This window comes from Syntrophaceae bacterium, assembly GCA_013177795.1.
Taxonomy (GTDB): Bacteria; Desulfobacterota; Syntrophia; order Syntrophales; family UBA2192; genus UBA2192.
Window position 1 is genome coordinate 44,464 of sequence record JABLXY010000003.1, and the last position, 23,841, is coordinate 68,304.

Annotated in this window: 22 protein-coding genes and 3 riboswitches; of the genes, 17 read left to right on the forward strand and 5 right to left on the reverse strand. The window is 66.8% G+C overall.

The features are described 5' to 3' along the window. Positions 1-5: 5 nt before the first annotated feature. The 5 genes from HPY67_10120 to cobU all read right to left on the reverse strand — a co-directional run bounded on the left by HPY67_10120 (position 6) and on the right by cobU (position 6,009). Positions 6-815 (reverse strand): heme ABC transporter ATP-binding protein, encoded by an 810-nt coding sequence (locus HPY67_10120; protein ID NPV05073.1) that lies wholly within the window; start codon positions 813-815, stop codon positions 6-8. Between the two features lie 3 nt (positions 816-818). Then, positions 819-1,925, reverse strand: coding sequence for an iron ABC transporter permease (locus HPY67_10125; protein ID NPV05074.1), 1,107 nt, complete (start codon positions 1,923-1,925; stop codon positions 819-821). 32 nt (positions 1,926-1,957) lie between these two features. Further along, positions 1,958-2,079: riboswitch (cobalamin riboswitch) on the reverse strand. A gap of 265 nt (positions 2,080-2,344) precedes the next feature. After that, entirely contained in the window at positions 2,345-3,190 is an 846-nt protein-coding gene (locus HPY67_10130; protein NPV05075.1) for an ABC transporter substrate-binding protein, read from the reverse strand. Positions 3,191-3,212: 22 nt separating this feature from the next. Then, a complete protein-coding gene (locus HPY67_10135) occupies positions 3,213-5,258 on the reverse strand; it encodes a TonB-dependent receptor (protein ID NPV05076.1) in 2,046 nt (681 codons plus the stop codon). Between the two features lie 49 nt (positions 5,259-5,307). After that, positions 5,308-5,432: riboswitch (cobalamin riboswitch) on the reverse strand. 31 nt (positions 5,433-5,463) lie between these two features. After that, positions 5,464-6,009, reverse strand: a complete 546-nt coding sequence (gene cobU / locus HPY67_10140; protein ID NPV05077.1) for a bifunctional adenosylcobinamide kinase/adenosylcobinamide-phosphate guanylyltransferase — start codon at positions 6,007-6,009, stop codon at positions 5,464-5,466. Positions 6,010-6,105: 96 nt separating this feature from the next. Further along, positions 6,106-6,292, reverse strand: a riboswitch (cobalamin riboswitch). Between the two features lie 354 nt (positions 6,293-6,646). Between cobU and aroF the strand changes: the two genes are divergently transcribed. The 17 genes from aroF to HPY67_10225 all read left to right on the forward strand — a co-directional run bounded on the left by aroF (position 6,647) and on the right by HPY67_10225 (position 23,644). Beyond that, positions 6,647-7,672, forward strand: a complete 1,026-nt coding sequence (gene aroF, locus HPY67_10145) for a 3-deoxy-7-phosphoheptulonate synthase (GenBank protein NPV05078.1) — start codon at positions 6,647-6,649, stop codon at positions 7,670-7,672. Then, positions 7,669-8,763, forward strand: a complete 1,095-nt coding sequence (gene aroB / locus HPY67_10150) for a 3-dehydroquinate synthase (GenBank protein ID NPV05079.1) — start codon at positions 7,669-7,671, stop codon at positions 8,761-8,763. The genes aroF and aroB overlap by 4 nt, the downstream gene beginning before the upstream one ends. Next, positions 8,760-9,839, forward strand: a complete 1,080-nt coding sequence (gene pheA, locus HPY67_10155; protein ID NPV05080.1) for a prephenate dehydratase — start codon at positions 8,760-8,762, stop codon at positions 9,837-9,839. Before aroB ends, pheA begins: the two co-directional genes overlap by 4 nt. Next, positions 9,836-10,516: a type I 3-dehydroquinate dehydratase gene (gene aroD, locus HPY67_10160; protein NPV05081.1), complete on the forward strand. Its 681-nt coding sequence runs from the start codon at positions 9,836-9,838 to the stop codon at positions 10,514-10,516. Before pheA ends, aroD begins: the two co-directional genes overlap by 4 nt. Before the next feature lie 8 nt (positions 10,517-10,524). Continuing rightward, on the forward strand, positions 10,525-11,367 hold the full coding sequence (locus tag HPY67_10165; GenBank protein ID NPV05082.1) for a shikimate dehydrogenase: 843 nt from the start codon (positions 10,525-10,527) through the stop codon (positions 11,365-11,367). A gap of 26 nt (positions 11,368-11,393) precedes the next feature. After that, a complete protein-coding gene (aroA, locus tag HPY67_10170) occupies positions 11,394-12,671 on the forward strand; it encodes a 3-phosphoshikimate 1-carboxyvinyltransferase (GenBank protein ID NPV05083.1) in 1,278 nt (425 codons plus the stop codon). 74 nt (positions 12,672-12,745) lie between these two features. Then, on the forward strand, positions 12,746-13,312 hold the full coding sequence (locus HPY67_10175; protein ID NPV05084.1) for a shikimate kinase: 567 nt from the start codon (positions 12,746-12,748) through the stop codon (positions 13,310-13,312). Continuing rightward, the gene (gene aroC / locus HPY67_10180) at positions 13,302-14,354 is read left to right on the forward strand and encodes a chorismate synthase (GenBank protein NPV05085.1); all 1,053 of its coding nucleotides are present in this window, start codon (positions 13,302-13,304) and stop codon (positions 14,352-14,354) included. The genes HPY67_10175 and aroC overlap by 11 nt, the downstream gene beginning before the upstream one ends. Beyond that, positions 14,351-15,136 carry a prephenate dehydrogenase/arogenate dehydrogenase family protein gene (locus HPY67_10185; GenBank protein NPV05086.1) on the forward strand — a complete coding sequence of 262 codons (786 nt, stop codon included), beginning with the start codon at positions 14,351-14,353 and terminating at the stop codon, positions 15,134-15,136. Before aroC ends, HPY67_10185 begins: the two co-directional genes overlap by 4 nt. Positions 15,137-15,445: 309 nt before the next feature. Beyond that, the gene (trpE, locus tag HPY67_10190; GenBank protein NPV05087.1) at positions 15,446-16,960 is read left to right on the forward strand and encodes an anthranilate synthase component I; all 1,515 of its coding nucleotides are present in this window, start codon (positions 15,446-15,448) and stop codon (positions 16,958-16,960) included. After that, positions 16,957-17,544 carry an aminodeoxychorismate/anthranilate synthase component II gene (locus HPY67_10195; protein ID NPV05088.1) on the forward strand — a complete coding sequence of 196 codons (588 nt, stop codon included), beginning with the start codon at positions 16,957-16,959 and terminating at the stop codon, positions 17,542-17,544. The genes trpE and HPY67_10195 overlap by 4 nt, the downstream gene beginning before the upstream one ends. 4 nt (positions 17,545-17,548) lie before the next feature. Then, complete coding sequence (gene trpD / locus HPY67_10200) at positions 17,549-18,559, forward strand: anthranilate phosphoribosyltransferase (GenBank protein ID NPV05089.1); 1,011 nt, start codon at positions 17,549-17,551, stop codon at positions 18,557-18,559. Positions 18,560-18,630: 71 nt separating this feature from the next. Beyond that, positions 18,631-19,407, forward strand: coding sequence for an indole-3-glycerol phosphate synthase TrpC (gene trpC / locus HPY67_10205; GenBank protein ID NPV05090.1), 777 nt, complete (start codon positions 18,631-18,633; stop codon positions 19,405-19,407). Between the two features lie 52 nt (positions 19,408-19,459). Further along, positions 19,460-20,152, forward strand: coding sequence for a phosphoribosylanthranilate isomerase (locus HPY67_10210; protein ID NPV05091.1), 693 nt, complete (start codon positions 19,460-19,462; stop codon positions 20,150-20,152). A 40-nt stretch (positions 20,153-20,192) separates the two neighbouring features. Further along, positions 20,193-21,398, forward strand: a complete 1,206-nt coding sequence (trpB, locus tag HPY67_10215; GenBank protein ID NPV05092.1) for a tryptophan synthase subunit beta — start codon at positions 20,193-20,195, stop codon at positions 21,396-21,398. Next, the gene (locus tag HPY67_10220) at positions 21,385-22,194 is read left to right on the forward strand and encodes a tryptophan synthase subunit alpha (GenBank protein ID NPV05093.1); all 810 of its coding nucleotides are present in this window, start codon (positions 21,385-21,387) and stop codon (positions 22,192-22,194) included. Before trpB ends, HPY67_10220 begins: the two co-directional genes overlap by 14 nt. A gap of 88 nt (positions 22,195-22,282) precedes the next feature. Beyond that, a complete protein-coding gene (locus tag HPY67_10225; GenBank protein NPV05094.1) occupies positions 22,283-23,644 on the forward strand; it encodes a sigma-54-dependent Fis family transcriptional regulator in 1,362 nt (453 codons plus the stop codon). Positions 23,645-23,841 lie beyond the last annotated feature (197 nt).

Below are 23,841 nucleotides of genomic sequence, written 5' to 3' on the forward strand. Positions count from 1 at the left end.
CTGCATCAGGCGGCACTCATCGCCGCGCGGTATTCCTCGCTCAGGGGCGTGATCTGCGGCAGGCCTGTCAGGGCGTTTTTCTCGACGATCACCTCGATGCCGTAGACCTCCCGGATGTTTTCCGCCGTGATGACCTCCCCCGGCCGTCCCATGCTGTGGATCGCGCCGCCGTGCAGCAACACGATCCGGTCGCAGTACAGGGCGGCCAGGTTGACGTCGTGCGTCACGGCAAGGACGGAGAGCCGCTGCTCGCGGTTCAGGGTCTTGATCAGGTCGAAGAACTCCACCTGGTGCCGGATATCCAGGAAGGCCGTCGGCTCGTCCAGCAGCATGACTTTCGGCTCCTGGGCCAGGGCCCTGGCGATGAGCACCCTCTGCCGTTCGCCGCCGCTCAGGGCGTTCATGCTCCGGTTCGCGAGGGCGGCCGTGTCGGTCCGCTCCATGGCCCTGCGGACGATCTGCAGGTCCCTCTCCCGCTCGAATTCCCAGCGCCTCAGGTGGGGGGCCCTGCCCATCAGGACGACCTCGTGGACGGTGAAGGGAAACACCATCGTCGAGTCCTGTGGCACGACGGCGATGGTCCGGGCCACGGCATCGCGCTTCATCCTGCCGACGGGGATGCCGTCGAGATGGACGCACCCCTCCTGGGGGATCAGGAGCCCGTCGAGCAACCGCAGCAGGGTGGTCTTGCCCGAGCCGTTGGGCCCGATGATCCCGATGAAATCGCCCTGCTGGACCTCGAGGCTGATGTCCCGGAGAACCCAGCCGTTGCTGCCGTATCGAAACCCCATGTGGTCGGCCCTGATGACTGCCATGCGTCAAACCGCCCTCTTGCGCAGGAGATGAATGAAATAGGGCGCCCCGCAGAGGGCGGTGATCACGCCGACGGGCAGCTCCGCGGGGGCTGTGACCGTGCGGGCGATCGTGTCCGCCGATACCATGAACGCCGCCCCGAAGAGGGCGGAGGCGGGGATCAGCAGACGGTGATCCGAACCCAGGAGCATCCGCATCAGATGCGGGATGATGAGACCGACGAACCCGATCGTGCCGCTTGCCGCGACGGCGCCCGCCGTCGCCAGCGAGGCCGCCAGGAACAGGATTTTCTTCGTCCGTTCCACGTTGACCCCGAGCTGCATCGCCGTCTCCTCGCCCAGGACCATCAGGTTGAGTGCCCGCGCGAAGGAGTAGATCACGCCGAATCCGCCCAGGAACAGGATACCGCTGAACAGGATGTCGCGGCCCTCGGCCACCCCCAGGTCCCCCATGAGCCAGAACAGGATCCGGTGCGTCGAGAAGATATCGCTGCTGAGCGTCGTGCTGCTGAGGATCAGCATGATGACGGACGAGAAGAAGGCGTTCAGGATGACACCGGCCAGAAGAAGCGTGTTGGACGAGAGCGTCCGGCCGGTTCGGGCGATCCCGAAGACGACGGCGACGGAAAGGAGCGCCCCGAGGAATGCGAGCCCGGGCACGCCCATGGGGACGAGCGATGCGCCGATTAAAATCCCCAGGATGGCGCCGACCGCCGCGCCCCCCGAAATGCCCAGGATGTAAGGCTCGGCCAGGGGGTTTCGAAGCAGGGCCTGGAACACGACCCCCGCCATGGAGAGCGAGGCGCCGATGACGCAGGCGAAGGCGATCCGCGGCAGCCGGATGGAAAAAAGGATCGTCCTCTCCGCCTCATCGAGCGACGCGAGCCCCTCCCTCCCCTTCAGGATAAGCGCCTTCAGGGCAAGGAGGGCGTTGATGTCCGATGCGCCGGCCAGCAGGGACAGAACGGATACGGCGACCACCAGGGCGGTCAGGGCCAGGCAGGTTTTCAGGACCCTGGGAACGGTCACGGCCGGGGGGGATGCTGCGCTGCCGGCGAAGACGGCGGCCAGCACCGGGACGAATAGGAAAGCAATCAGAAACGGCGAAGACATGTTTCCCCCCGCGAGGAAATCGAGATGGACAGGTCTTCCGGCTTAGGGCCATCTACCGGCCTCCCTTCCCATCATGGCCGACCCATGACAGTGGTTATGAGGCTTTCGCTCCCATCACGGCTGCGGGGCAGCGGGGGGTTTTCACCCCTCTTCCACACGTCCATCCCCTGCTCGGGCTGTTGACAAAGACCCGTCTGCGGCGTTCCCTCATCCCTGCGGCCTGCACGACCGGGTCATCCCCGGTCCCCGGGAATTCGGAGGCCTTGCATCCAGGGCTTCTCGAGCAGCCCGGATGCGGTCTTTCTCAACATCCCTTTTCAACGAACCGATCGTGGACCGTTCGAGAACCGAACGGCCCGCAATTCACTATAGAAAAGGCCGCCCTACGCGTCAAGCGCTATTTCGAGGCCCGCCGGGCCCTAGAGCCGGCCCGTGCAGGCGGCGATCTCCCGGATGCCGTCGACGATCCTCGGCCCGAGCCGGAAGACGACGTCGCTCGTGTAGCAGACCCGTCCCTTCCTGACGGCCTCCAGGTGTTCGAGCTTCCTGAACAGGCCCCTTGCCTGGCGTTCGGCCTCCTCACGGGTCGCGTTGCCCATGAGCCCCATGAGGATCATGTCCGGGGCCCCGGTGATGATCGTTTCGACGGAATAGCGCGGGTATTCGACAGCCGCCTCCGCGGCCAGGTTCCGCAGGCCGAGCAGCCGGAAGATGTCGTCGATCAGCGTCCCGGGCCCGACGACCAGCGGGGGCTCGGGCTGGACGATGAACAGGACGCTGCGGATCGCCGGATCGGCCTTCCCCTTCGCCCGGGTCTCATATTGACGAAGCGATTTCTCGATCCGTTCGGCCCGCCTGTTCGCCGCCTGCGCGGCATCGAGAGCCGCGCCCATGTCCCGGATGCCTTGGGGGAGTTCCTCGAGACGTCGCGCCTCGAACAGGTGGGTCCGGATGCCGAGCTTCTGCAGGCGGCGGCCGAATTCCGGCGGGTTGCCGTCCTTCGTCATGACGACCACGTCAGGCTTCATGGCCACCACCGCCTCCAGCGAGGGCGTCGAGAACCCCCCGATTTTCGGCTTGCCCCGCGCCTCTGCGGGGTAATCGCAGTAATCCGTTACCGCGACGACCCGCGGGCCGAGGCCGATGTCATAGAGGATCTCCGTGAGGTTGGGGGCGAGGGAGACGATCCTCTGCGGCGGCGCCGCGGACGCCGTACCGCAGAGGACCCCCCAGACAAGAAGGAACAGAGAGAAACGTCTCAGCACATCCGGTTCGCCTCCGGGACCTTTAGAAATGTAGCGTCAGCCCCGCCCGGTAACTGATGCCGGCGACCGGGTAGAACGCCGCACCCCCGGGCAGCCAGGGCGATTCGAAAGCGTAGGAAGAGAATTTCTCGTCCCCGATGTTCTCGACGCCGGCAAAGGCGGTGAGCCGGTACCCGGCGAAGGTCGGCTTCCACGTCAGGTACAGGTTGTAGAGCGTGTAGCTGTCGAGCTTCGGAGAGCTGTTGTCGTCGTCCTGGCCGAGATACTGGCTGCCGACGTAGCGGATCTCGGGCCTCAGGGTCAGGTTCCAGGGCAGGAAGATCTCGAGGGCGCCGTTGGCCATGTGCGCCGGGACGAGGGGCACATCCTTGCCCGCGTTGGCCCCCGCGCGGAACGTGACGTCCTGCAGGGTGTAGTTCGCCGTGAGGCGGAACCATTTCTTCAGCTCGTAGGCCATCGACAGCTCAAGGCCGTCGTGGCGCGTCTTGTCCAGGTTCACGTTTCTGCCGATGAACGTGACCGGGTCGAGGACGTACTTGATTTCGTCCTCCATGTCGATGCGGTAGACGGTCGCCGCCAGCTTCAGGTCCTTCATCGGATACAGGACGACGCCCGCCTCGTAGCTGTTTCCCGTCTCCTTCTCGAGGTCCGTGTAGAAGGCGTCCGTCCCGAAGCCATAGTAGGAGGCCTGCTCATCGAGGAAGGGGATCCGGAAGACCCGTCCGTACTTGACGAAGGCCTTGGAGCGCTCGCCGAACAGATAGGTCAGCGCCGCCTCGTAGGCCTCGCCCTTGTGGATCTTCTCCGAGTCGAAGACGGTCGCCGCGGCGAGAAGGTCCGTGAATTTGCCGTCGATCTCGACCCGCTCCATGCGGGCCCCGAGGGTCAGGATCAACTCCGGCAGGACGCTGAAATCGTTCCGGATGTAGCCGCCCAGCGATTTTCTCTCGATCTCCGCCGTGTTGTTCTTCGCGGCGAACCGGGCATCGGCGTAGGCGTCCTTGTCGAACTGATCGCGGTAGAAGTCGACGCCGAGCGTGAGCTTGTTGTCGCGGCCGAAGAGCTTTCTGTCGAGGACGTATTTCGGCGAGGCGCCGACGGTGTCGATGTTCACGATCGAGTAGGACAGGAAGGAATCCCACTTCGTGGTCACCTCGCGGGTGCCCCAGATCAGGTTGAGATCGAACCGGCCGTACTCTCCCAGGGCCGTCTTGATGAGGAGGTTCGTGCTCATCGAGTCGTTGCGGGCGTCGTCGTTCTGCACCCCGGGCTGTGCCTGGCGGCGGTCCTGCTCGAGCTGGGCCCGGGTGAGATATCCGGGCAGCTGGTAGTCGGTCCGGTTGAGGGTCGTGCCGAGCGACACGTCGAACCGCTCGCTGAAGGCGTAGCCGAGATTGACCCGGCCGCTGCTGGAGGTGAACTTGGAGCGGTCCCGGTATCCGTCGGTGTGCAGGTTCTCGCCGTTGACGGCATAGTAGAACCTGTCAACCGATCCCTTCGCCGTCGCCCGCTCGTTGTGGGAGCCGAAACTGCCGCCGATGAACCCGACATCCACCTTCGGCGGCCCCTCGCCCCGCCGGGTGACGATGTTGATCGTCCCGGCGATGGCCGCATCGCCGTAGAGGACGCTCGCAGCCCCACGGGAGATCTCGATCCGGTCGATCTCGCCCAGGGGGATTTCCAGCCAGTTGACGGAGGCCATGTCGGGCCGGTTGATCTTCCTGCCGTCGATCGTGACCGCCGTCCGGCCGAACCCGTTCTCGCCGAAGCCGCGCATGTCGACGGCCGCCTGGGCCGCGTTGCCGCTCGTGCTTCGCACGTAGACGCCCTCGAAGCCGGTGAGAACCTCGGCCAGGTTCGTCGCCCCGGAATTGGCGATGTCCTCGGCGGTGATGACCGTGACGTTGGCGGGCACCTTGCGGACTTCCTGCCGGTCCCGGGTCGCCATGACGACCACCTCGTCCATCCGGACGGACCCTCTGTCGGGCGGCACCGCCTGGCCGGAAGCGGCAGTGCTCATCCCGCAGAGCAGAAGCAAAGAGACCCCGAACTGAATGATCCTCCTCATACGATAATTCTCCTTTCCCCCTCGGGAGTGAATTATCAAGCCGCCGGATAAGTCTCCTGGCTCGCGGCCTCCTACTCTCCACGCCTTCCCGTCCGCTCGAGGGACAGTGGCACGCTGTGGATTTCGTTCCGCCTACAGGTGCGGGGCAGCGCCGGCTTTTGACCGGCTTCCTCTGATCGGGCGGCTGACTTGCGCGGTTTCCTCCTTATAGGCGTCCCTTGATCGTTATCGGGATCCCCGAGACCATCAGCACCACCGTGTCGGCTCCGGCCGCGATGACCTGGTTGCACCGGCCGGCCAAGTCGCGGTATTTCCGGGCCAGGGGGTTGTCGGGGATGATGCCCAGTCCCACCTCGTTGGTGACGAAGATGACGGCGCCCGGCCTTTCCCGGCAGGCACCGAGAATCTCCCCGCAGCGCCGGGCGATCTCCTCCTCGGTGAGGTCGCGCCCCTCTTTCCCGGCCTCGTACAGGAGGTTGTTGAGCCAGAGCGTCAGGCAGTCCACCAGGCAGACATCACGGCCGCCGCCGCGCCGGAGCGCAGAAGCCAGCGCGGTCGGCTCCTCGATCGTCTCCCAGGACGCCGATGCCCGGGCCTCGCGGTGCTTTCGCACCCGCTCGGCCATCTCGTCGTCGATGACGGGGCAGGTGGCGATAAAGGTCCTTTTTCCGTTCATCGACTCGGCCAGCTTTTGGGCGAAGGTGCTTTTTCCGCTTCGCCCGCCGCCGGTGACAAGGATCACTTGGCCCATAACAGAACCCAACAAAAAATCCCCGGACAGGATCTGTCCAGGGATTCCGTTTTTCACCCGTGGCTGATGCAGCCCCGTCCCTTTCCCACGAGGTCCGGTCTGCAGCGGACTGCAGGGAGGTCTTCTGGCTTCCGGATCGTCTTACGGGCCGGCCTTCCCGTCCTTGCGGACAGTGGCGCGATCGGCCTTTCATCCCCGGTTACAGCGGCGGGTCCGCGACGGTCTTTCACCGTCTTCCCTTCACCTGCAAGCCTTCGATAGACCAAACGGGGGGTGTTGTCAAGCGGAAAGGAGTCTTGCCGGGCGCCCGCGCCGTGCGGGGATTCCGGGGGCGCGGGAGTGCGGGCGAAAAAATTCAGTTGACAGAAACACTCGAACGTGTTTTTATGTGCCAAATTTTTAACGGGACCCTTTGTCATGGGCAGCAAGAGCATCCGTAATTTCGGCTTCTGGTTTAGCTTCTATTATTACGGACAGGTCTGCCCGTCGCTGAGGAGGACTTAGGCACCACGCAATAAGCCAAACCAAAGCCATGGGTAGATCGAAGGACGCTGCCCATGGCTTTTTTTATTTCTCTTCTCCCCGGGCCATGAGGGCGGCAGCCATCATGGCCTTTTTCATTTGGAGGTGAGGGATCATGATCATCGTGATGAAGAAAAACGCAACGGACGGGCAGATCGACCGGGTCGTCGAGTGGATTGAATCGGTCGGCTACCGTGCCCACCTGTCCCGCGGGACGGAAAAAACGATCATCGGCGCCGTGGGGGATGCCCGCGGGCGCGAGCAGATCAAGTCCGTCGCCCACCTGCCGGGCGTGGAAAGCGTCGTTCCCATCCTCAAGCCCTACAAGCTCGCCAGCCGCGAGTTCCGGGAGGAAGACACGGTCGTCCGCGTGGGCGGCGTGGAAATCGGCAACGGCACCTTCACCGTCATGGCGGGGCCCTGCGCCGTCGAGACGGAGGAGCAGCTCATGGAATCGGCCTGGGTGGCAAAGAAGGCGGGCGCCCACATCCTGCGCGGCGGCGCCTTCAAGCCCCGCACCTCGCCCTACAGCTTCCAGGGCCTCGAGGAAGAGGGCCTCAAGCTTCTCAAGAAGGTCCGCGAGCGCACGGGGCTCCCCGTGGTGACGGAGGTGGTCAACCCCGCCGACGTGGACCTCGTGGAGGCCTACGCCGACATCCTCCAGATCGGCGCCCGCAACGTCCAGAACTTCGCCCTGCTGAAGCGGGTCGGGCAGGCCCGCAAGCCGGCCCTTCTCAAGCGCGGCATGATGACGACCATCGAGGAGCTTCTCATGTCGGCCGAGTACATCCTCTCCGAGGGCAACTCCGACGTGATACTCTGTGAGCGCGGGATCCGCACCTTCGAGACGGCCACGCGCAACACGCTGGACCTCTCGGCCGTCGTCGTCCTCAAGCAGCTCTCCCACCTGCCCGTGATCGTGGACCCGAGCCACGCGGCGGGCCACTGGAAGTACGTGATTCCCCTGGCCCGGGCGGCCGTGGCCGTCGGCGCCGACGGGATCATCGTCGAGATCCACCCCGAGCCCGAGAAGGCCGTCTGCGACGGGATGCAGTCCCTCAAGCCCGAGAAGTTCTACCAGCTCATGGAGGGCCTGGTCATTCTCGAAAAGGCCATGCGTGACGTGAGGGGCGAGGCATGAACCGGATCCGCGTGAACCTCGACAGGCGCCTGAGCGCAAGCTACGACATCCACATCGGCCGCGGCATCCTCGACCGCATGGCGCTCATCCTCGCCAAGGGCAACTGGGCGGGGCGATGGTTCGTCGTCACCGACGAGACCGTGGACGGGCTGCACGGGGAGCGCGTGCTGTCGGCGCTGGCCGGCGCGGGGCTCGCGGCCGAGCGCCTGACGATTCCCCCCGGCGAGGGGGCCAAGACCGTCGCGACCTGCCTCGGGCTCGCGGCGCAGCTGCTGGAACGGGGCGCCGACCGGGCCTCGGGGCTCATCGCCCTGGGCGGCGGCGTGGTGGGGGACGTGACGGGGTTTCTCGCCTCCATCTACATGCGGGGCATCGCCTGCGTGCAGGTCCCCACGACGCTGCTGGCGCAGGTGGACAGCTCGATCGGGGGCAAGACCGGCGTGGACACCGGGGACGGGAAGAACCTGCTCGGGACCTTTTGCCAGCCCAAGGCCGTGTTCATCGACCTGTCCTTTCTCGAGACCCTGCCGGCGAGGGAGTTCACGAGCGGCCTGGCCGAAATCGTCAAGTACGGGATCATCGAGGACCCGGACCTGCTTGCGACCCTCGAGGAGAACGCCGCAGCCCTGCAGGGGCGGGACCCCGCCCTCCTGGAGCGGGTCGTGTCCTCGTCGTGCCGCATCAAGAAGGGCATCGTCGAGGTCGACGAGACGGAGAAAGGGCTGCGCCGCATCCTCAACTTCGGCCACACCGTCGGCCACGCCGTCGAGGCGGAATCGGGGTACGCCGTCTCCCACGGAGAGGCCGTGGCGATGGGCATGGCCGCCGCGGCGGCGATCTCGGAGCGCCTGCGCTACCTCAGCGCCGAGGACCGGGCGCGCATCGAGGGGGCCATCGAGCGCGTGGGCCTGCCGCGCCGCATCCCCCGGGAGCTCGACGCGGGCAGGATCCTTGCACGGATGGAGAAGGACAAGAAGAAGGTGAACGGGCGGATCCACTTCGTCCTGCTCAAGAAACCCGGCATGCCCTTCGTCAACGGAGGCGTGCCGCTCGACACGGTGCGGGAGACGGTCGAGGCGATGCGGTCATGAAACGAAGGGACATCGAACACATCCGGCGCGGGATCCGGGACACGGACCGACGGCTCGTGATGCTCCTGAACGACCGGGCCCGGCTCTCCGTCGAGATGGGCCGGATCAAGGCCGACGCCGGGCTCGGCGTCTTCGACCCGGTGCAGGAGCGCAGGGTCCTCGATGGGGTCGCGTCACTGGGCGAGGGACCGCTGTCCGCGGAAGCCCTGCGGAACATCTGGCGCGAGATCCTGTCGGCCTCGCGCGCCCTGCAGGCGCCCCTCGCGGTGGCCTGCCTGGGCCCGGAGGGGTCCTTCGCCCACCTGGCGGCCCTCGAGCGCTTCGGGCGGAGCACGCGCATGGCGCCGCAGGTGACGATCGGCGCCGTCTTCGACGCGGTGGAGAAACAGCGGTGCAACCTGGGTGTCGTCCCCCTGGAGAACTCCGTGGAGGGGCCCGTGCGGACCACCCTCGAGCGGCTCATCTCGACGCCCCTCTCGATCCGCGGCGAGATCTGCCTGCGCATCTCCCATTGCCTGCTGGCAAAGGTGCCCCGCGGGAGGATCCGCAGGGTCTACTCTCACCCCCAGGCGCTGGCCCAGTGCCGGCAGTGGCTGGCGCGGCACCTGCCCCTGGCCGTCCCCGTCGAGACGGAGAGCACCTCGGCGGCCGTGCTGCAGGCGCGCGGCGACCGGCAGGGGGCGGCCATCGCGAGCCGCCTGGCCTCGGAAATCCACGGTCTTCCCGTCGTCGAGGCGGGCATCGAGGACCACCCGGCCAACACGACGCGCTTCATCGTCATCGGGACGGGCTCCAACGGGCCGACGGGCCGGGACAAGACTTCCGTCCTCTTCTCGACGCAGCACCGGCCCGGGGCGCTGCACGCGGCCCTGGGGCCCTTCGCGGCGGCGGGGATCAACCTGCTGCGCATCGAGTCCCACCCGGCGCGGGACCGGATGTGGCAGTACCTGTTCTTCGTCGACCTCGAGGGGCACGCGGAGGACCGGGCCGTGAGGGACAGCCTGCGCAAGCTCAGGCGCAAGACGGCCTTTTTGAAGGTGCTGGGGTCGTACCCCCGGGAGGTGGAGCCCTCATGATCTGCATCTCCGTCGTGCCCGCGACCAACGAGGAGGCCCTGTCGCTGCTGGGACGGGCCCTGCCCCTGGCCGAGCTCGTCGAGCTGCGGATCGACCGGATCGAAAAGCCGGAGCTCCCGATGCTGCTGTATGCCGGAAGGGAACGGATCGTCGTGACGAACCGCCGGCGCGACGAGGGCGGCTTCTTCACGAGCTGCGAGACCCGCCGCCTGGAGCTGCTCCACGAGGCCGTCGAGCTGGGGGCCCGATTCGTGGACGTCGAGCAGCGCACGGGCGCAAAGGCCGTGGGGAGGCTTGCCGATGCGGTCCGGTCCCGGGGCGGAAGGACGGGGCTCATCGTGTCGCACCACGACCTGGCGGGCACGCCCTCCGCAAAGGCGCTGGCCGCAAGGCTGAGGGCCTGCCGGGCCCTCGGGGCCGACGTCGTGAAGATCGTGACCCTTGCGACCCGCGCGGAGGACAACCTCCGGGTCCTGGGGCTCCTGCCGCAGGCCCGGGAGATGGGACAGGACCTCGTCGCCTTCTGCATGGGCGAACAGGGGCGCCTGAGCCGGGTGGCGGCCCCGCTTCTCGGGTCCTGCTGGAGCTACGCGAGCCTCGAGAAGGGAGCCGCTTCGGCGCCGGGGCAGTTGACGGTCAGGGAGATGAGAACCATCCTGGGGATGCTGCAGTCGTGAGGGCCGCCATGGCAACAGGAATGAGACACTTCGCACTTTTCGGGAACCCCGTGGGGCACAGCCTCTCGCCCCTGATGATCAACGCGGCCTTCGGGTCCATGGGGGTCCGCGCGGACTACGAGTCCCACCGCGTCGAGAACCTGGAGCTCGCGGTCCGGATGATCCGCGAGCGTCCGCTCGACGGCGTGAGCGTGACCCTGCCTCTGAAGGGGGCCATCATGGCCTTCCTCGACGAGGTGGACGACGACGCCCGGGCCATCGGGGCCGTCAACACCGTGACCAACAAACGCGGCTGGCTCAAGGGCTCGAACACGGACTGGACGGGCCTCTTGGCCGCCATGCAGGAGCATTTTCCCCTGGCGGGAAGGACGGTCGCCGTGCTGGGCGCGGGCGGCGCCGCGCGGGCCGCCGTCTACGCGATCCTCCGGGCGGGGGGGACCCCGATCGTCTTCAACCGGAGCCGCGACAGGGCCGAGTCCCTCGCCAGGTGGTTTTCGTGCGAGACACGGCCGCTGGCCGGTCTGGGGAGGACGGAGGCGGATGTCCTGATCAATGCGACCCCCGTCGGGATGCACCCCGACACGGGGGAATCCCCCGTGGACGGGCGTCACCTGGCCCGTTTCGAGTGGGTCGTGGAGACGATCTACAACCCCCTCGAGACGCGCCTGCTCCGGGAGGCCCGCGCCGCGGGATGCGGTGTCGTCACGGGGCTCGCCATGTTCGTCCGCCAGGGGGCGGAGCAGATCCGCACCTGGACGGGGCTCGAGCCCCCGGTCGAGCTGATGATGCGCGTGGTGCGGACGACCCTGGCGCAAAACCGGGCCCGGGGTGAAGGGCAAAGAGAAACGTGAAAGGGAGCTATGGGGGAGAGGCGATGATCGACGTGAAGGAAATCAGGCCGCTGGCGGCTGTGAAGGCCGCGGTGCAGGTCCCCGGCTCGAAGAGCTTCACCCAGCGCGCCCTCGTCGCGGCGTCGCTTGCCGAGGGGACGTCGCTGCTGCGCAATGCGCTGATCGCGGAGGACACGGGTCACCTCGTCGGGGCGCTGCGCCTGCTGGGCGCGCAGATCGTCAACTCCGGCCCCGACGTGATCGTCACGGGCACGGGGGGCCGCATCGCGAACCCCGGCCGGGAGCTCTACCTGGGCAGCAACGGGACGGCCATGCGGTTTCTCGCCGGCGTTGCGGCCATCGGGTCCGGCGACACCACGCTTACGGGGGATGCAAGGCTCTGCGAGCGGCCCCTGAAGCCGCTGCTCGACGCGATGGGCAGCCTCGGCGTGTCCAGCGAATGCCGCAACGTCCCGGGCTATCCCCCGGTCACGATCCGCGGAGGCACCATGCACGGCGGGCGTGCCGTCTTCCAGGACATCGAGAGCAGCCAGTACGTCTCCTCGATCCTGCTGGCGGCCCCCTACGCCGCGGGGGACGTGGAGGTCGAGATCCGCGGCTCCGCCGTCTCGCGGCCCTACGTGGAGATGACCCTCGCGACGATGAAGGCCTTCGGCGTCGCCGTGGAGAAGAGATCCGAGGCCCTCTTCACCGTGCGCAGCGGCCAGCGCTACCGGTCCTGCCGGTATCTCGTGGAAGGGGACCTGTCGAGCGCGTCCTATTTCTTCCTCGCCGCGGCCCTCTGCGGCGGAACGGTCCGCGTGGCGAACACGAACTTCTGGACCCACCAGGGGGACGTGCGCTTCCTCCGGTTCCTCAAGGAGCTCGGCTGCGGCGTTGCGGCCACGGACCAGTGGATCGAGGTGTCGGGCGGGAGACTCGCGCCCGGCGATTTCACGGCCTCCATGGAGGACATCCCCGACATGGTCCCGACGATGGCCGTTCTGGCGGCCCTGCGGCCGGGAAGGACGTTCATCCGCAACGTGCCGCACCTGCGTCTCAAGGAGAGCAATCGCCTGGCGGTCCTCGTCAGCGAGCTTTCGAAGACGGGCATACGCGCCGAGGAGCTCGAGGACGGCCTCGTCGTCACGGGCGGGACGCCCCGGGGGGCGGAGATCGAGACCTACAACGATCACCGGATCGCCATGAGCTTCGCCGTGCTGGGGCTCGTGGCACCGGGCATGCGGATCCGCAACCCCGGCTGCGTGGGGAAATCCTTCCCCGGCTTCTGGGACGAACTCGAAAAGCTGTACCGGGCCGCTTGATCTCCAAAACCGCAGTCTCTCCGCCCCGGCGGGAGAGGGGGCAGGTGAGGGGGCCTGCAAGGTTGAAGGCTGAAATGAATATTGTCCTGATCGGGTACCGCGGAAGCGGCAAGACATCCGTCGGAAGGGAACTGGCGAGGCTCCTGGGGAGGCCCTTTTTCGACTCGGACCGGATGGTCTTTGCGAAGACGGGAAGGACCGTCCGCGAGATCGTCGAGGCGGGGGGGTGGCCTGCCTTTCGCGAGGCGGAGAAGGCGGCAATCGCCGAGCTTGCCTCCCTCGACCGGGCCGTCATCGCCCTGGGCGGCGGCGCGGTCATGGACCCCGAGAATGTCACGGCGCTCGGGGAGCGGGGGAAATTCGTGTGGCTCAGGGCCGACGCGAGGACCCTTGCCGGCAGGATCCGCAACGACGAAAGCGGCACGGGTCAGCGGCCGTCCCTCACCGGGGCGGGAACGCTGGAAGAGGTCGAGAGGGTGCTGGCGGAGCGCCTGCCGGTGTACCGTGCCGTGGCCGATCTGGCCGTCGACACGGCGGGAAAGCACCCCGAGGCCATTGCCGCGGAGATTGCCGGCGCGCTGTCGGAGAGCCCGGCCCGGCGGCGGGTAAAGAAAGACGGGAGGCGGACGCATGTCCGGTAACACCTTCGGCGTAATCTTCAGGGTCACCACGTTCGGGGAGTCCCACGGTCCCGGCCTCGGAGCCGTCATCGACGGCTGCCCGCCGGGTCTCGATCTTGCGGAGGCGGACATCCAGGACGAGCTCGACCGCCGCAGGCCGGGGGGACACGCCGCGTCCACCCCCAGGCGGGAGGAGGACCGCGTGGAGATCCTCTCGGGGGTGTTCGAGGGGAAAACGACGGGGACGCCGATCGCCCTTTTGATCCGCAACCTGGACATCGACAGCAGCGCCTATGAAGAGCTGCGGGAGGTCTTCCGCCCCGGGCACGGGGATTTCACCTACATGAAGAAATACGGCATCCGGGACCACCGCGGTGGCGGCCGCGCCTCGGGGCGCGAGACCGCTGCGCGCGTGGCGGCCGGGGCCGTCGCCCGCAGGATCCTGGCGCGCGAGGGGATCGCCGTGTCGGGCTGCACGGTGGAACTGGGCGGCATCGCGATCGAGACGCGTTCCGAAGCGGCGGCCGGCTCGAACCGCCTGCGGTGCCCCGACCCGGAGGCGGCGGCACGGATGGAGGCCCTGCTCGAGGAGGCCAGGCGCGCAGGCGACACCCTCGGCGGCATCGTAGAGGTGCGCGTGACCGGCTGCCCGGCCGGGCTCGGCGAGCCCGTCTTCGACAAGATGGACGCAGACCTCGCGAAGGCCCTCATGGGCATCGGGACGGTGAAGGGCGTGGAGATCGGCGCGGGGTTCCAGGCGGCCAGGCTGAGGGGATCGCAGTGCAACGACCCCCTTGGGCCCGGCGGGTTCGGGACGAACCGCGCAGGCGGGGTCCTCGCCGGGATCACGACGGGGCAGGAGATCGTGATCCGCGCGGCCTGCAAGCCGATTGCCTCGATCGCCCTGGAGCAGGACACGATCGACATCCACGGAAACCCGAAAACGATCTCCGTGCGGGGCAGGCACGACGCCTGCGTCATCCCGCGCGTGATCCCCGTCTGCGAGGCCATGGTGTGCCTGGTCGTTGCAGATCACCTGCTCAGACAAAAGGCAAACCGATGAAGAACACCGGAACCCCCATCTCCCCTCCGAAGCGTTTCCCCATCGGCATCATCGGGGGCACGGGCGGCATGGGCCGCTGGTTCGCCGCATTCTTCGAGAAGGAAGGCCACCCGGTCATCGTCTCGGGAAAGGGCACGGGCCCGCGCCCGGACGAGATGGCGGCGTCCTGCCCCGTCGTCATCGTGAGCGTGCCCATCGGGGCGACGATTGAGGTCATCCGGCAGGTGGGCCCGCACATGAAGCGGGAATCGCTCCTCATGGATCTGACGTCCCTGAAGGCTCAACCGGTGCGGGCCATGCTCGAATCGTCGGTCTCGGAGGTCATCGGCCTGCACCCCCTGTTCGGCCCCTCGGTGCCTTCCCTGGAGGGGCAGAATATCGCGATCTGCCCGGCGCGGGGCGGCCGGTGGCTTCCCTGGGCCCGGGACGTCTTCGGGAGAAACGGCGCAAAGTTGGTCGAGACAACGCCCGAGCGGCATGACGAGATCATGGCCGTCGTGCAGGTTCTGAATCACCTCAGCACGCTCGCCCTGGGGCTTGCCGTCCATGACACGGGGATTTCGCGGGAGGAATTGGTGCGCTTCTCCACGCCGCTGTTTCGGGGGAAGATGGAGATGATCGACCGGGTCTTCTCGCGCCCGGACCTGCATGCGGAGATCATCGGGGGAAATCCGCACACCGGGCGGATGATCGGCCTGTACCGCAAGGCGCTGGACCGCATTGCGCAGGCCGCCCTCGAGGGGGATGCCCCCGCCGTGGCGGCGCTGATGCGGACCCGATAAACCGTATTGACAGGCGGGGCGAGGTCTGCTATACAGGCAGGCGGTTGGAGAAATCATGATGTCAAAGACGATCCTTTCGAAAACCAGCTGGTGGTGGCGCAACTTCATAGGAGGGGTTTGCCTGCTGCCGGTATGACGTGAAGAAGAGAAATCCAGGCCGTGGGGGACCCCTGAGGTGCTCCACGGCTTTTTTGTTTTTAGCGTATTGCAGGAATCAGGAGGCCGTGCCGGGAGCACGGCCTTTTTCATTTCAGAGATAAATCCCCTCTTTCCCCCTTTGGAAAGGGGGAAGCACGGAAGGAAGAAAAAATGTTCAAGCCGTCGTTTGAGGAATTCAAGGAACTGTCGAAGCGGGGAAACCTCATCCCCGTCTACCGGGAGATTCTCGCCGACGAGGAAACCCCGGTTACGGCCCTTCTCAAGATCCGCAAGCGGCCCTACGCCTTCCTGCTCGAGAGCGTCGAGGGCGGCGAGAAGTGGGGCCGCTACACCTTCCTGGGCGCCGACCCCCTGGCGGTGGTCCGCGTGAAGCCCGGCGAGGTGGAGGTCCGCAGCAACGGCCATCTCATGCAGATCCCCCACGGGGGCGATCCCCTCGCGGTGCTCAAGGAGCTTCTCGCCCGCTACCGGCCCGTCACCGTGGGCGGCCTGCCCCGCTTCAGCGGCGGTGCCGTGGGGTTTCTGTCCTACGACATGGTCCGCTACTTCGAAAAGCGCCTGGCGAAGAATCCCCGCGCGGACAGCGGCCTGGACGATGCCGTCTTCATGGTCACGGACACGCTCATCGTCTTCGACAACGTCCGCCACACAATCAAGGTGGTCGCCTCGGCCCGGTGTGACGACGGGCCGGGATGCCTCGAGGGGGCCTACGCCGAGGCGACGGCGAAGATCGACGGCATGATCGAGCGGCTGCAGGAGCCCGTCAAGCCGCTGCTCCTGAGAAGCAGGGCTTGCCATTCAGACGTGGTGTTCGAGTCCAACATGACGCCCGAGGCCTTCCGGGACATGGTCCGCCGGGCCAAGGAATACATCGTTGCGGGCGACATCATCCAGGCGGTCCTCTCGCAGCGGTTCTCGGCCGAAAACTCGATTGACCCCGTCGATCTCTACCGGGCGCTTCGCTTCGTCAACCCGTCGCCGTATCTCTTCTTCCTCAAGATGGAGGATGTTTACCTCATCGGCTCCTCGCCGGAGGTCATGGTCCGCGTCGAGGACGGCTTCGCGGAGCTGAGGCCCATCGCGGGCACGAGGCGGCGCGGCCGCACGGAGCAGGAGGACCGGGCGCTGGCCGACGAGCTTCTCGAGGACCCGAAGGAAAGGGCCGAGCACGTCATGCTCGTCGATCTGGGTCGAAACGACCTGGGGCGCATCGCCGCCATCGGCAGCGTCCAGGTCAACCAGTACATGGTCGTCGAGCGCTACTCCCACGTCATGCACCTCGTCTCCAACGTGCGGGCCCGGCTGGCCGAAGGGAAGGACTGCTTCGACGTGATGCGGGCCGCCTTCCCGGCGGGGACGCTCACCGGGGCCCCCAAGGTCCGGGCCATGGAGATCATCGACGAGCTAGAACCGGAGGGCCGCGGGCCCTACGGGGGCGCCGTGGGGTACGTGAGCTTCACGGGCAACATGGACTTCTGCATCACGATCCGGACGATGCTGCTGCGGGGCGGGACGCTTTCGATCCAGGTGGGCGCGGGCATCGTGGCCGACTCCGACCCCGGGAAGGAATACGAGGAGACCCTGAACAAGGCGGCCGGCATGATGAAGGCGGTGAGGCTGGCGGCGAGGGGGTTTGAGCTTGACGGCGAAGGAGAAAAGAGATGATACTCATGATCGACAACTACGATTCGTTCACCTACAACCTCGTCCAATACCTGGGCCAGCTGGGCTGCGAGGTGGCCGTGCACCGCAACGACGAGATCACCCTCGAGGACATCGAGGCGATGGCCCCCGAGGCGATCATCCTTTCGCCGGGCCCCTGCACCCCGAGGGAGGCGGGGGTCACCGTCGAGACGATCCGCCGGTTCCACGAGCGGATCCCCATCCTGGGCATCTGCCTGGGGCACCAGGCCATCGGCTACGCCTTCGGCGCCGAGGTCGTCCGCGCGGAGCGGCTGATGCACGGCAAGACCTCGCCCGTTTACAACGACGGCCGGACGATCTTCAGGGGGCTGCCCAACCCGCTCACGGCGGGCCGGTATCATTCGCTGCTCGTCCGCCGGGACTCGCTTCCCGCCTTTCTCGAGGTGAGCGCCGAGACCGAGGAGGGCGAGGTCATGGGGCTGCGGCACAGGCATTTCCCCCTCGAGGGGGTCCAGTTCCACCCCGAGTCGGTCCTCACCCCGAACGGGAAGCGCATTCTGAAGAACTTCCTGGAGATCGTCACCGGGAACGGGAAAGGAGCGTAGCATCATGATCCGCGAAGCACTGGCGAAGGTCGTCCAGGGAATCGACCTCGAGGAATCGGAAATGACGGAGGTCATGACGGAGATCATGGAGGGGAAGGCGACACCCGCCCAGATCGGGGCCTTCATCACCGCCCTGCGCATGAAGGGGGAGACCGTCGCCGAGGTCACCGGCGCCGCACGGGTGATGCGCCTCAAGGCCACGCGCATCGACGCCCGCTCGCCCGTCATCGTCGATACCTGCGGCACCGGGGGCGACGGCCGCAACACCTTCAACATCTCCACCACGGCGGCCTTCGTGGTGGCGGCCGCGGGGCTCACGGTGGCCAAGCACGGCAACCGCGCCGTCTCGAGCGGCTGCGGCAGCGCCGACGTTCTCGAGGCGATCGGGGTCAACATCGATGCCCCCCCCGAGATCGTCGAGGAATGCATCCAGCAGGCGGGGATCGGGTTCCTCTTCGCGCCGAGGCTCCACGGGGCCATGAAGTACGCCATCGGGCCGCGGCGCGAGATCGGCCTGCGGACGATCTTCAACATGCTGGGGCCGCTGACCAACCCCGCCTCGGCGACGGCGCAGCTCGTCGGCGTCTACGACCCGAAGCTCACGGAGATGTTCGCGGGGGTGCTGAAGAACCTCGGGACGAAGCACGCCTTCGTCGTGCACGGATCGGACGGTCTCGACGAGGCCACCGTCACGGGCAGGACGCGCGTCTCGGAGCTCAAGGACGGGATCGTCAGGACCTACAACATCGACCCCGTCGACTACTTCGGGGCGACCGACGGGGGGGAGTCGCTCGCCGGCGGCGATGCCTCGACGAATGCCGAGATCACCAAGGCCGTCCTTTCGGGCGAGGAGGGCGCCCGCCGCCGGATCGTCGTCCTGAACGCGGCGCTGGCCATCGTGGCCGGCGGGAAGGCGCAGTCGATCGCCGAGGGGGTCAAGGTCGCCGAGGAGTGCATCGACAGCGGCGCCGCAATCAAAAAGCTGCAGGCGCTCATCGAAATGAGCCGGAGCTGAAAGACGGGGTGCGGGGAAGACCCCTGAGGCCTTCCCCTTTGAAAAAGGGGACAGGGGGGATTTTGCGACACATGATTCTCCAGCAAATCATCGGCAACAAGCGCGACGAGGTTGCCCGCCAGAAACATATCCTTCCCCATTCGGAGCTGCGGCGGATGCTGGCTGACAGGGCGCCGACGCGCGACTTCGCGGCGGCGCTCCGGGGAAGCGGCTGTGCGGTGATCGCCGAGGTCAAGCGCAGCTCGCCGTCGAAGGGCCGGATCCGCGACGACTTCGACCCCGTCGCGATCGCCCGCACCTACGAGGAAAGCGGGGCTTCGGCCGTCTCCATCCTGACGGAGAGGAAATTCTTCGAGGGCAGTGCCGCGTACGTGCCGCAGATCCGAAAGGCCGTCAATCTGCCTCTTCTTCGGAAGGACTTCGTCATCGATTCCTACCAGATCGCCGAGACCCGTGTCCTGGGCGGCGATGCCCTGCTTCTCATTGCGAGGGTCCTGGAAGCGGGTGAATTGCTGGACTTCATCGGCCTCGCCTCCGAGCTTGGCCTTGCGGCCCTCGTGGAAGTGCACGACGAGGCCGATCTGGAAAAGGCCCTCTCGGCGGGTGCGCGGATCGTGGGGATCAACAACCGCGACCTGCAGACCTTCCGGACGGACCTCGAGGTCAGCAGCCGACTTGCCCGCCGAATCCCGGAGGGCGTCACCGCGGTGAGCGAGAGCGGGATCGAGGGCCGCAGGGACATCGAGCGTCTCATGGAAGCGGGCATTCATGCCTTTCTCGTCGGCGAGAGCCTCATGCGGGAGGCGGACATCGGCAGAAAGCTGAGGGAACTGCTGGGCCATGAATAGGCATCGGGCCGCAGGCGACGGGCGACAGATCGGAAAGACGGAATAGACCGAAATGGTTCAGATCAAGATCTGCGGCATTACCAATATGGGGGATGCACAGGCGGCAGCCGAAGCCGGGGCGGACGCATTGGGATTCGTGTTTCACCCCGCAAGCCCCCGCTGCGTGACTCCCGGCCAGGCCAGGGGGATCATCGATGCGCTGCCCCCGATGGTCTGCACGGTGGGGGTCTTCGTGAACCTGCCCGCCGATGAGGTGCTGCGGGTCGCGGATCTGTGCGGGCTCGACTTCATCCAGCTCCACGGGAGCGAAACGCCGGAATACTGCCGCCGCCTTCCCCGCGAGAGGCTGATCAAGGCCGTCTCCTTCCGGAGCGAGGCGGACTTCGTCGCAACGGACGATTACCCGGTGCGGGCCTTTCTCGTCGATGCCCGCGACCCGGTCCGCTTCGGCGGGACGGGGAAGACCTGCGACTGGGACCTCGCGCGCAGCTTCGCCCGCCGTCACCCCCTCATCCTGGCGGGGGGGCTGAACGCGGACAACGTCGGGGCGGCCCTGGAGGCGGTTCAGCCCCTGGCCGTCGACCTGTCGAGCGGGGTGGAGGCGTCACCGGGGAAAAAGGATCATGACAAGCTCCGCGCCCTCGCCGCCGCGGTCAGAACCCATGGTGCCCCGAGTTTCGCGGGTGACCGGGAACCCGTTTTCAGGAGAATCTCCCTGCGACATGGACTGAAGGGGGATTTATGAACAGTGTCCGTCAGCAAAAAGAGGAGACAGAGACGTGAGGATGCCAACGCTGCCCGACAGGAAGGGGCATTTCGGGATATTCGGTGGGAGGTACGTTGCCGAGACGATCATGCCCGCGCTCGCTGAGCTGGAGGCCGCCTACAGGGCAAGCCGCAGGGACAGGGCCTTCCAGGCGGAGTTCCGGGACTATCTCCGGCAGTACTCGGGCAGGGAGACGCCGCTGTACCTTGCCCGCAACCTCACGGAGAGGCTCGGCGGGGCGAAGATCTACCTGAAGCGCGAGGACCTGAACCACACGGGCTCCCACAAGATCAACAACACCCTCGGCCAGGCCCTGCTGGCCCGGCGGATGGGGAAGCGCCGCGTCATCGCCGAGACGGGGGCCGGCCAGCACGGGGTGGCGACGGCCACCGTGGCCGCGCTCTTCGGGATGGAGTGCCGCGTCTTCATGGGCGAGGAGGACATCCGCCGGCAGGCGCCCAACGTGCTGCGGATGCGGATCCTGGGCGCCGAGGTGGTCCCCGTCACGGCCGGCTCGGCCACCCTGAAGGACGCCATGAACGAGGCCATGCGCCACTGGGTGACGCACGTGCGCGACACGTTCTACATCATCGGCTCCGTCGCGGGCCCGCACCCCTACCCGATGATGGTCCGGGACTTCCAGAGCGTCATCGGCTGCGAGACGAGGCGCCAGATCCTCCGGCTGGAAGGCCGCCTGCCCGACTGCATCGTGGCCTGCGTGGGCGGCGGCAGCAACGCCATGGGGATCTTCTTCCCCTTCCGCAACGACCGAGCCGTGCGCCTGGTCGGCGTCGAGGCGGCGGGGCTCGGGATCGCCACGGGAAAGCACTCGGCCTCCATCTCGGCGGGCAGCGTCGGCGTCCTGCACGGCAGCAAGTCCTACCTCCTGCAGGACGAAAACGGCCAGATCCGCGAGGCCCACTCGGTGGCGGCAGGGCTCGATTACCCCGGCGTGGGGCCCGAGCACGGCTGGTTCAGGCAGACGGGAAGGGCGGACTACGTCTCCGTCGAGGACCGCGAGGCCCTGGAGGCCTTCCGCATGCTCTGCACCGCCGAGGGGATCATCCCCGCCATGGAGAGCGCCCACGCCGTCGCCTACGCCATGAGGCTGGCCCCGGCGATGGGGAAAGACCGGATCATCGTTGTCAACCTTTCGGGGCGGGGCGACAAGGACGCGGGGATCATCGCGGAGTCAGCGGGAGGAACGGTCCATGAAACGCATTGAAAAGACCTTCGCAGAGCTGAAGAGAAAAGGCGAGAAGGCCCTCGTTGCCTACATCACGGCGGGCTACCCCGACCTGGATACGACGCGGCGCCTGATCCCGGCCCTGGAGAATGCCGGCGTGGACATCCTGGAGGTGGGGGTGCCCTTCTCGGACCCCACGGCCGACGGGCCCGTGATCCAGGCTGCATCCCAGGCGGCCCTGAAAAAGGGCGCAACCCTCACCCGCATCCTGGACCTCGTCGGCGATCTTCGGGGTGCTGTCGGGATCCCGATCGTGCTCTTCAGCTACTACAACCCCATCTTCTCCATGGGGAACGAGAGCTTTGCGAGGCGAGCCTCCGCCGCGGGGGTGGACGGGGTGCTCGTCGTGGACCTCCCGGCGGAGGAAGCGGGAGAGCTCCGCCGCCACACCGACCCGGCCGGCATCGACTTCATCTCCCTCGTGGCGCCCACGACGGGCACGGACCGGGTGAAAAAGATCCTCAGGGCGGCCACGGGGTTCGTCTACTACATCTCGGTCACCGGCGTCACGGGCACCCGCGACCCCGAGTTGGAGGAGACGCGCGCAAACGTCGAGGCGATCCGTTCACTGACGAAGCTCCCCGTCGTCGTGGGCTTCGGCGTCTCCACGCCCGAGCAGGCCCGCCGGGTGGGCGGCATGGCCGACGGCGCCGTCGTCGGGAGCGCCTTCGTGCGGCTCATCGGCGAGAGGGCGGGCGACCCGGGAATGGCGGCTGCCGTGGGAGACTACGCGGCCTCGCTCAAGGCGGCCCTTCGCCGCCGCCCTTCCGTTTGATCGAGGGCCTTGTCGGCGGCACGCGATCTTGGTATAGGGGAGACACGGCGGCTGAAACCGCCGGCGTGATCGGAGGCGACCTGTCCGCTTGAAACGAATCCTGATTGTCGATAACGACGAGCCGGCACGGACCGCGCTGGCCGCCTTGCTTCGCGATGAAGGGTACGAGATTGATGAAGCGACCACCGAGATCGAGGCCATGCAGCTCGTGGAGCGACGCATCCCGGATCTGGTCGTTTCAGATCTGTGCGCACCGGACTGCTTCTGCGTCGGCCTGCTGCACTGGATCAAGGAGCACCACCCCCACCTGGACGTGATCATCGTCACGGCCTTCGGCTCCATCGACTGCGTCGTCAAGACGATCAAGATGGGCGCCCTCAACTATGTCATGAAGCCCGTAAACAACAGGAAGTTCCTCGAGATCGTCCGCGAGGCCCTGCACCGGCGCGAGGGCGGGATGCAATCCCTGCGACGGGTCAACGAGCCCTACTGCTACCTCGTCGACGAGGTGGTGGGGGTCTCGCGCAGCATGGAGCAGGTTCTCAAGACGGCCCTCCGGGTCACCGACGTCGACAGCAGCATTCTCATCCGTGGCGAGAGCGGCACGGGCAAGGAGCTCATCGCCCGGATCCTCCACAACCGCAGCACCCATCGGCGCAACCGGCAATTCGTCGCCATCAACTGCGCCGCCATCCCCGGCGAGATCCTCGAGAGCGAACTCTTCGGCTCCGTGCGGGGGGCTTTTACGGGGGCGACGCAGACCCGCAAGGGTCTCATCGAGGTGGCCGACGGCGGGACACTCTTCATGGACGAGATCGGCGACACCTCGCCGCAGTTCCAGTCGAAGCTGCTGCGCGTCATTCAGGAAAAGGAGATCCGGCGGGTGGGCGATACGGCATCGCGCTCCGTCGACGTGCGCATCGTGGCCGCCACCAACCGGGATCTCAAGAAGATGATCGGCGAAGGCACCTTTCGGGAGGACCTGTACTACCGGCTGAGCGTCATCGACATCATCGTCCCGCCGCTGCGGGAGCGCAAGGAAGACATCCAGCCCCTCGTGGACTACTTTCTCCAGGACATCAACGGCAGGCTCGGCACCGGGATCGAGGGTGTCTCCGCGCAGGCCATGGCGGTCCTCATGGCCTACCCCTGGCCCGGAAATGTCCGGGAGCTGCGGAACAGCCTGGAGAGGGCCGCTCTGCTGTCGGGCCACAAGATGCTCAAGCCTGAGGACTTCCCGCTGGCCTTCGAGCACTACCTCCGGCTCACGGAGAAGGACAGGGACGATGAGATCATCCCCCTGAAGGAGATGGAGCGCCGCCACCTGCTCAAGGCCATGCAGAAGTACAACTACAACCAGAAGCTTGTGGCGAAGAAGCTCGGCATCGGCTACACGACGCTCTGGCGAAAGCTCAAGGAATCCGAGAAAGACTTCAACTCGACGCCCTGAGAGCGTGCGCTGAGCGAACACCCCATTTCGTTTTGAAATACCCCCGCCCCGCCACACCCCCCCATCGGGACCCCGCAGCCCATGTGACCCGCGGTCAGTTCCAGCCGGAAAATTAAATATTTCCCATTGAAATCAATTTCTTGAGCCGCCGCTGGCCGTCCTGGACCCGCCGCTTGCCACAGGGTGGCTTTCCCGTG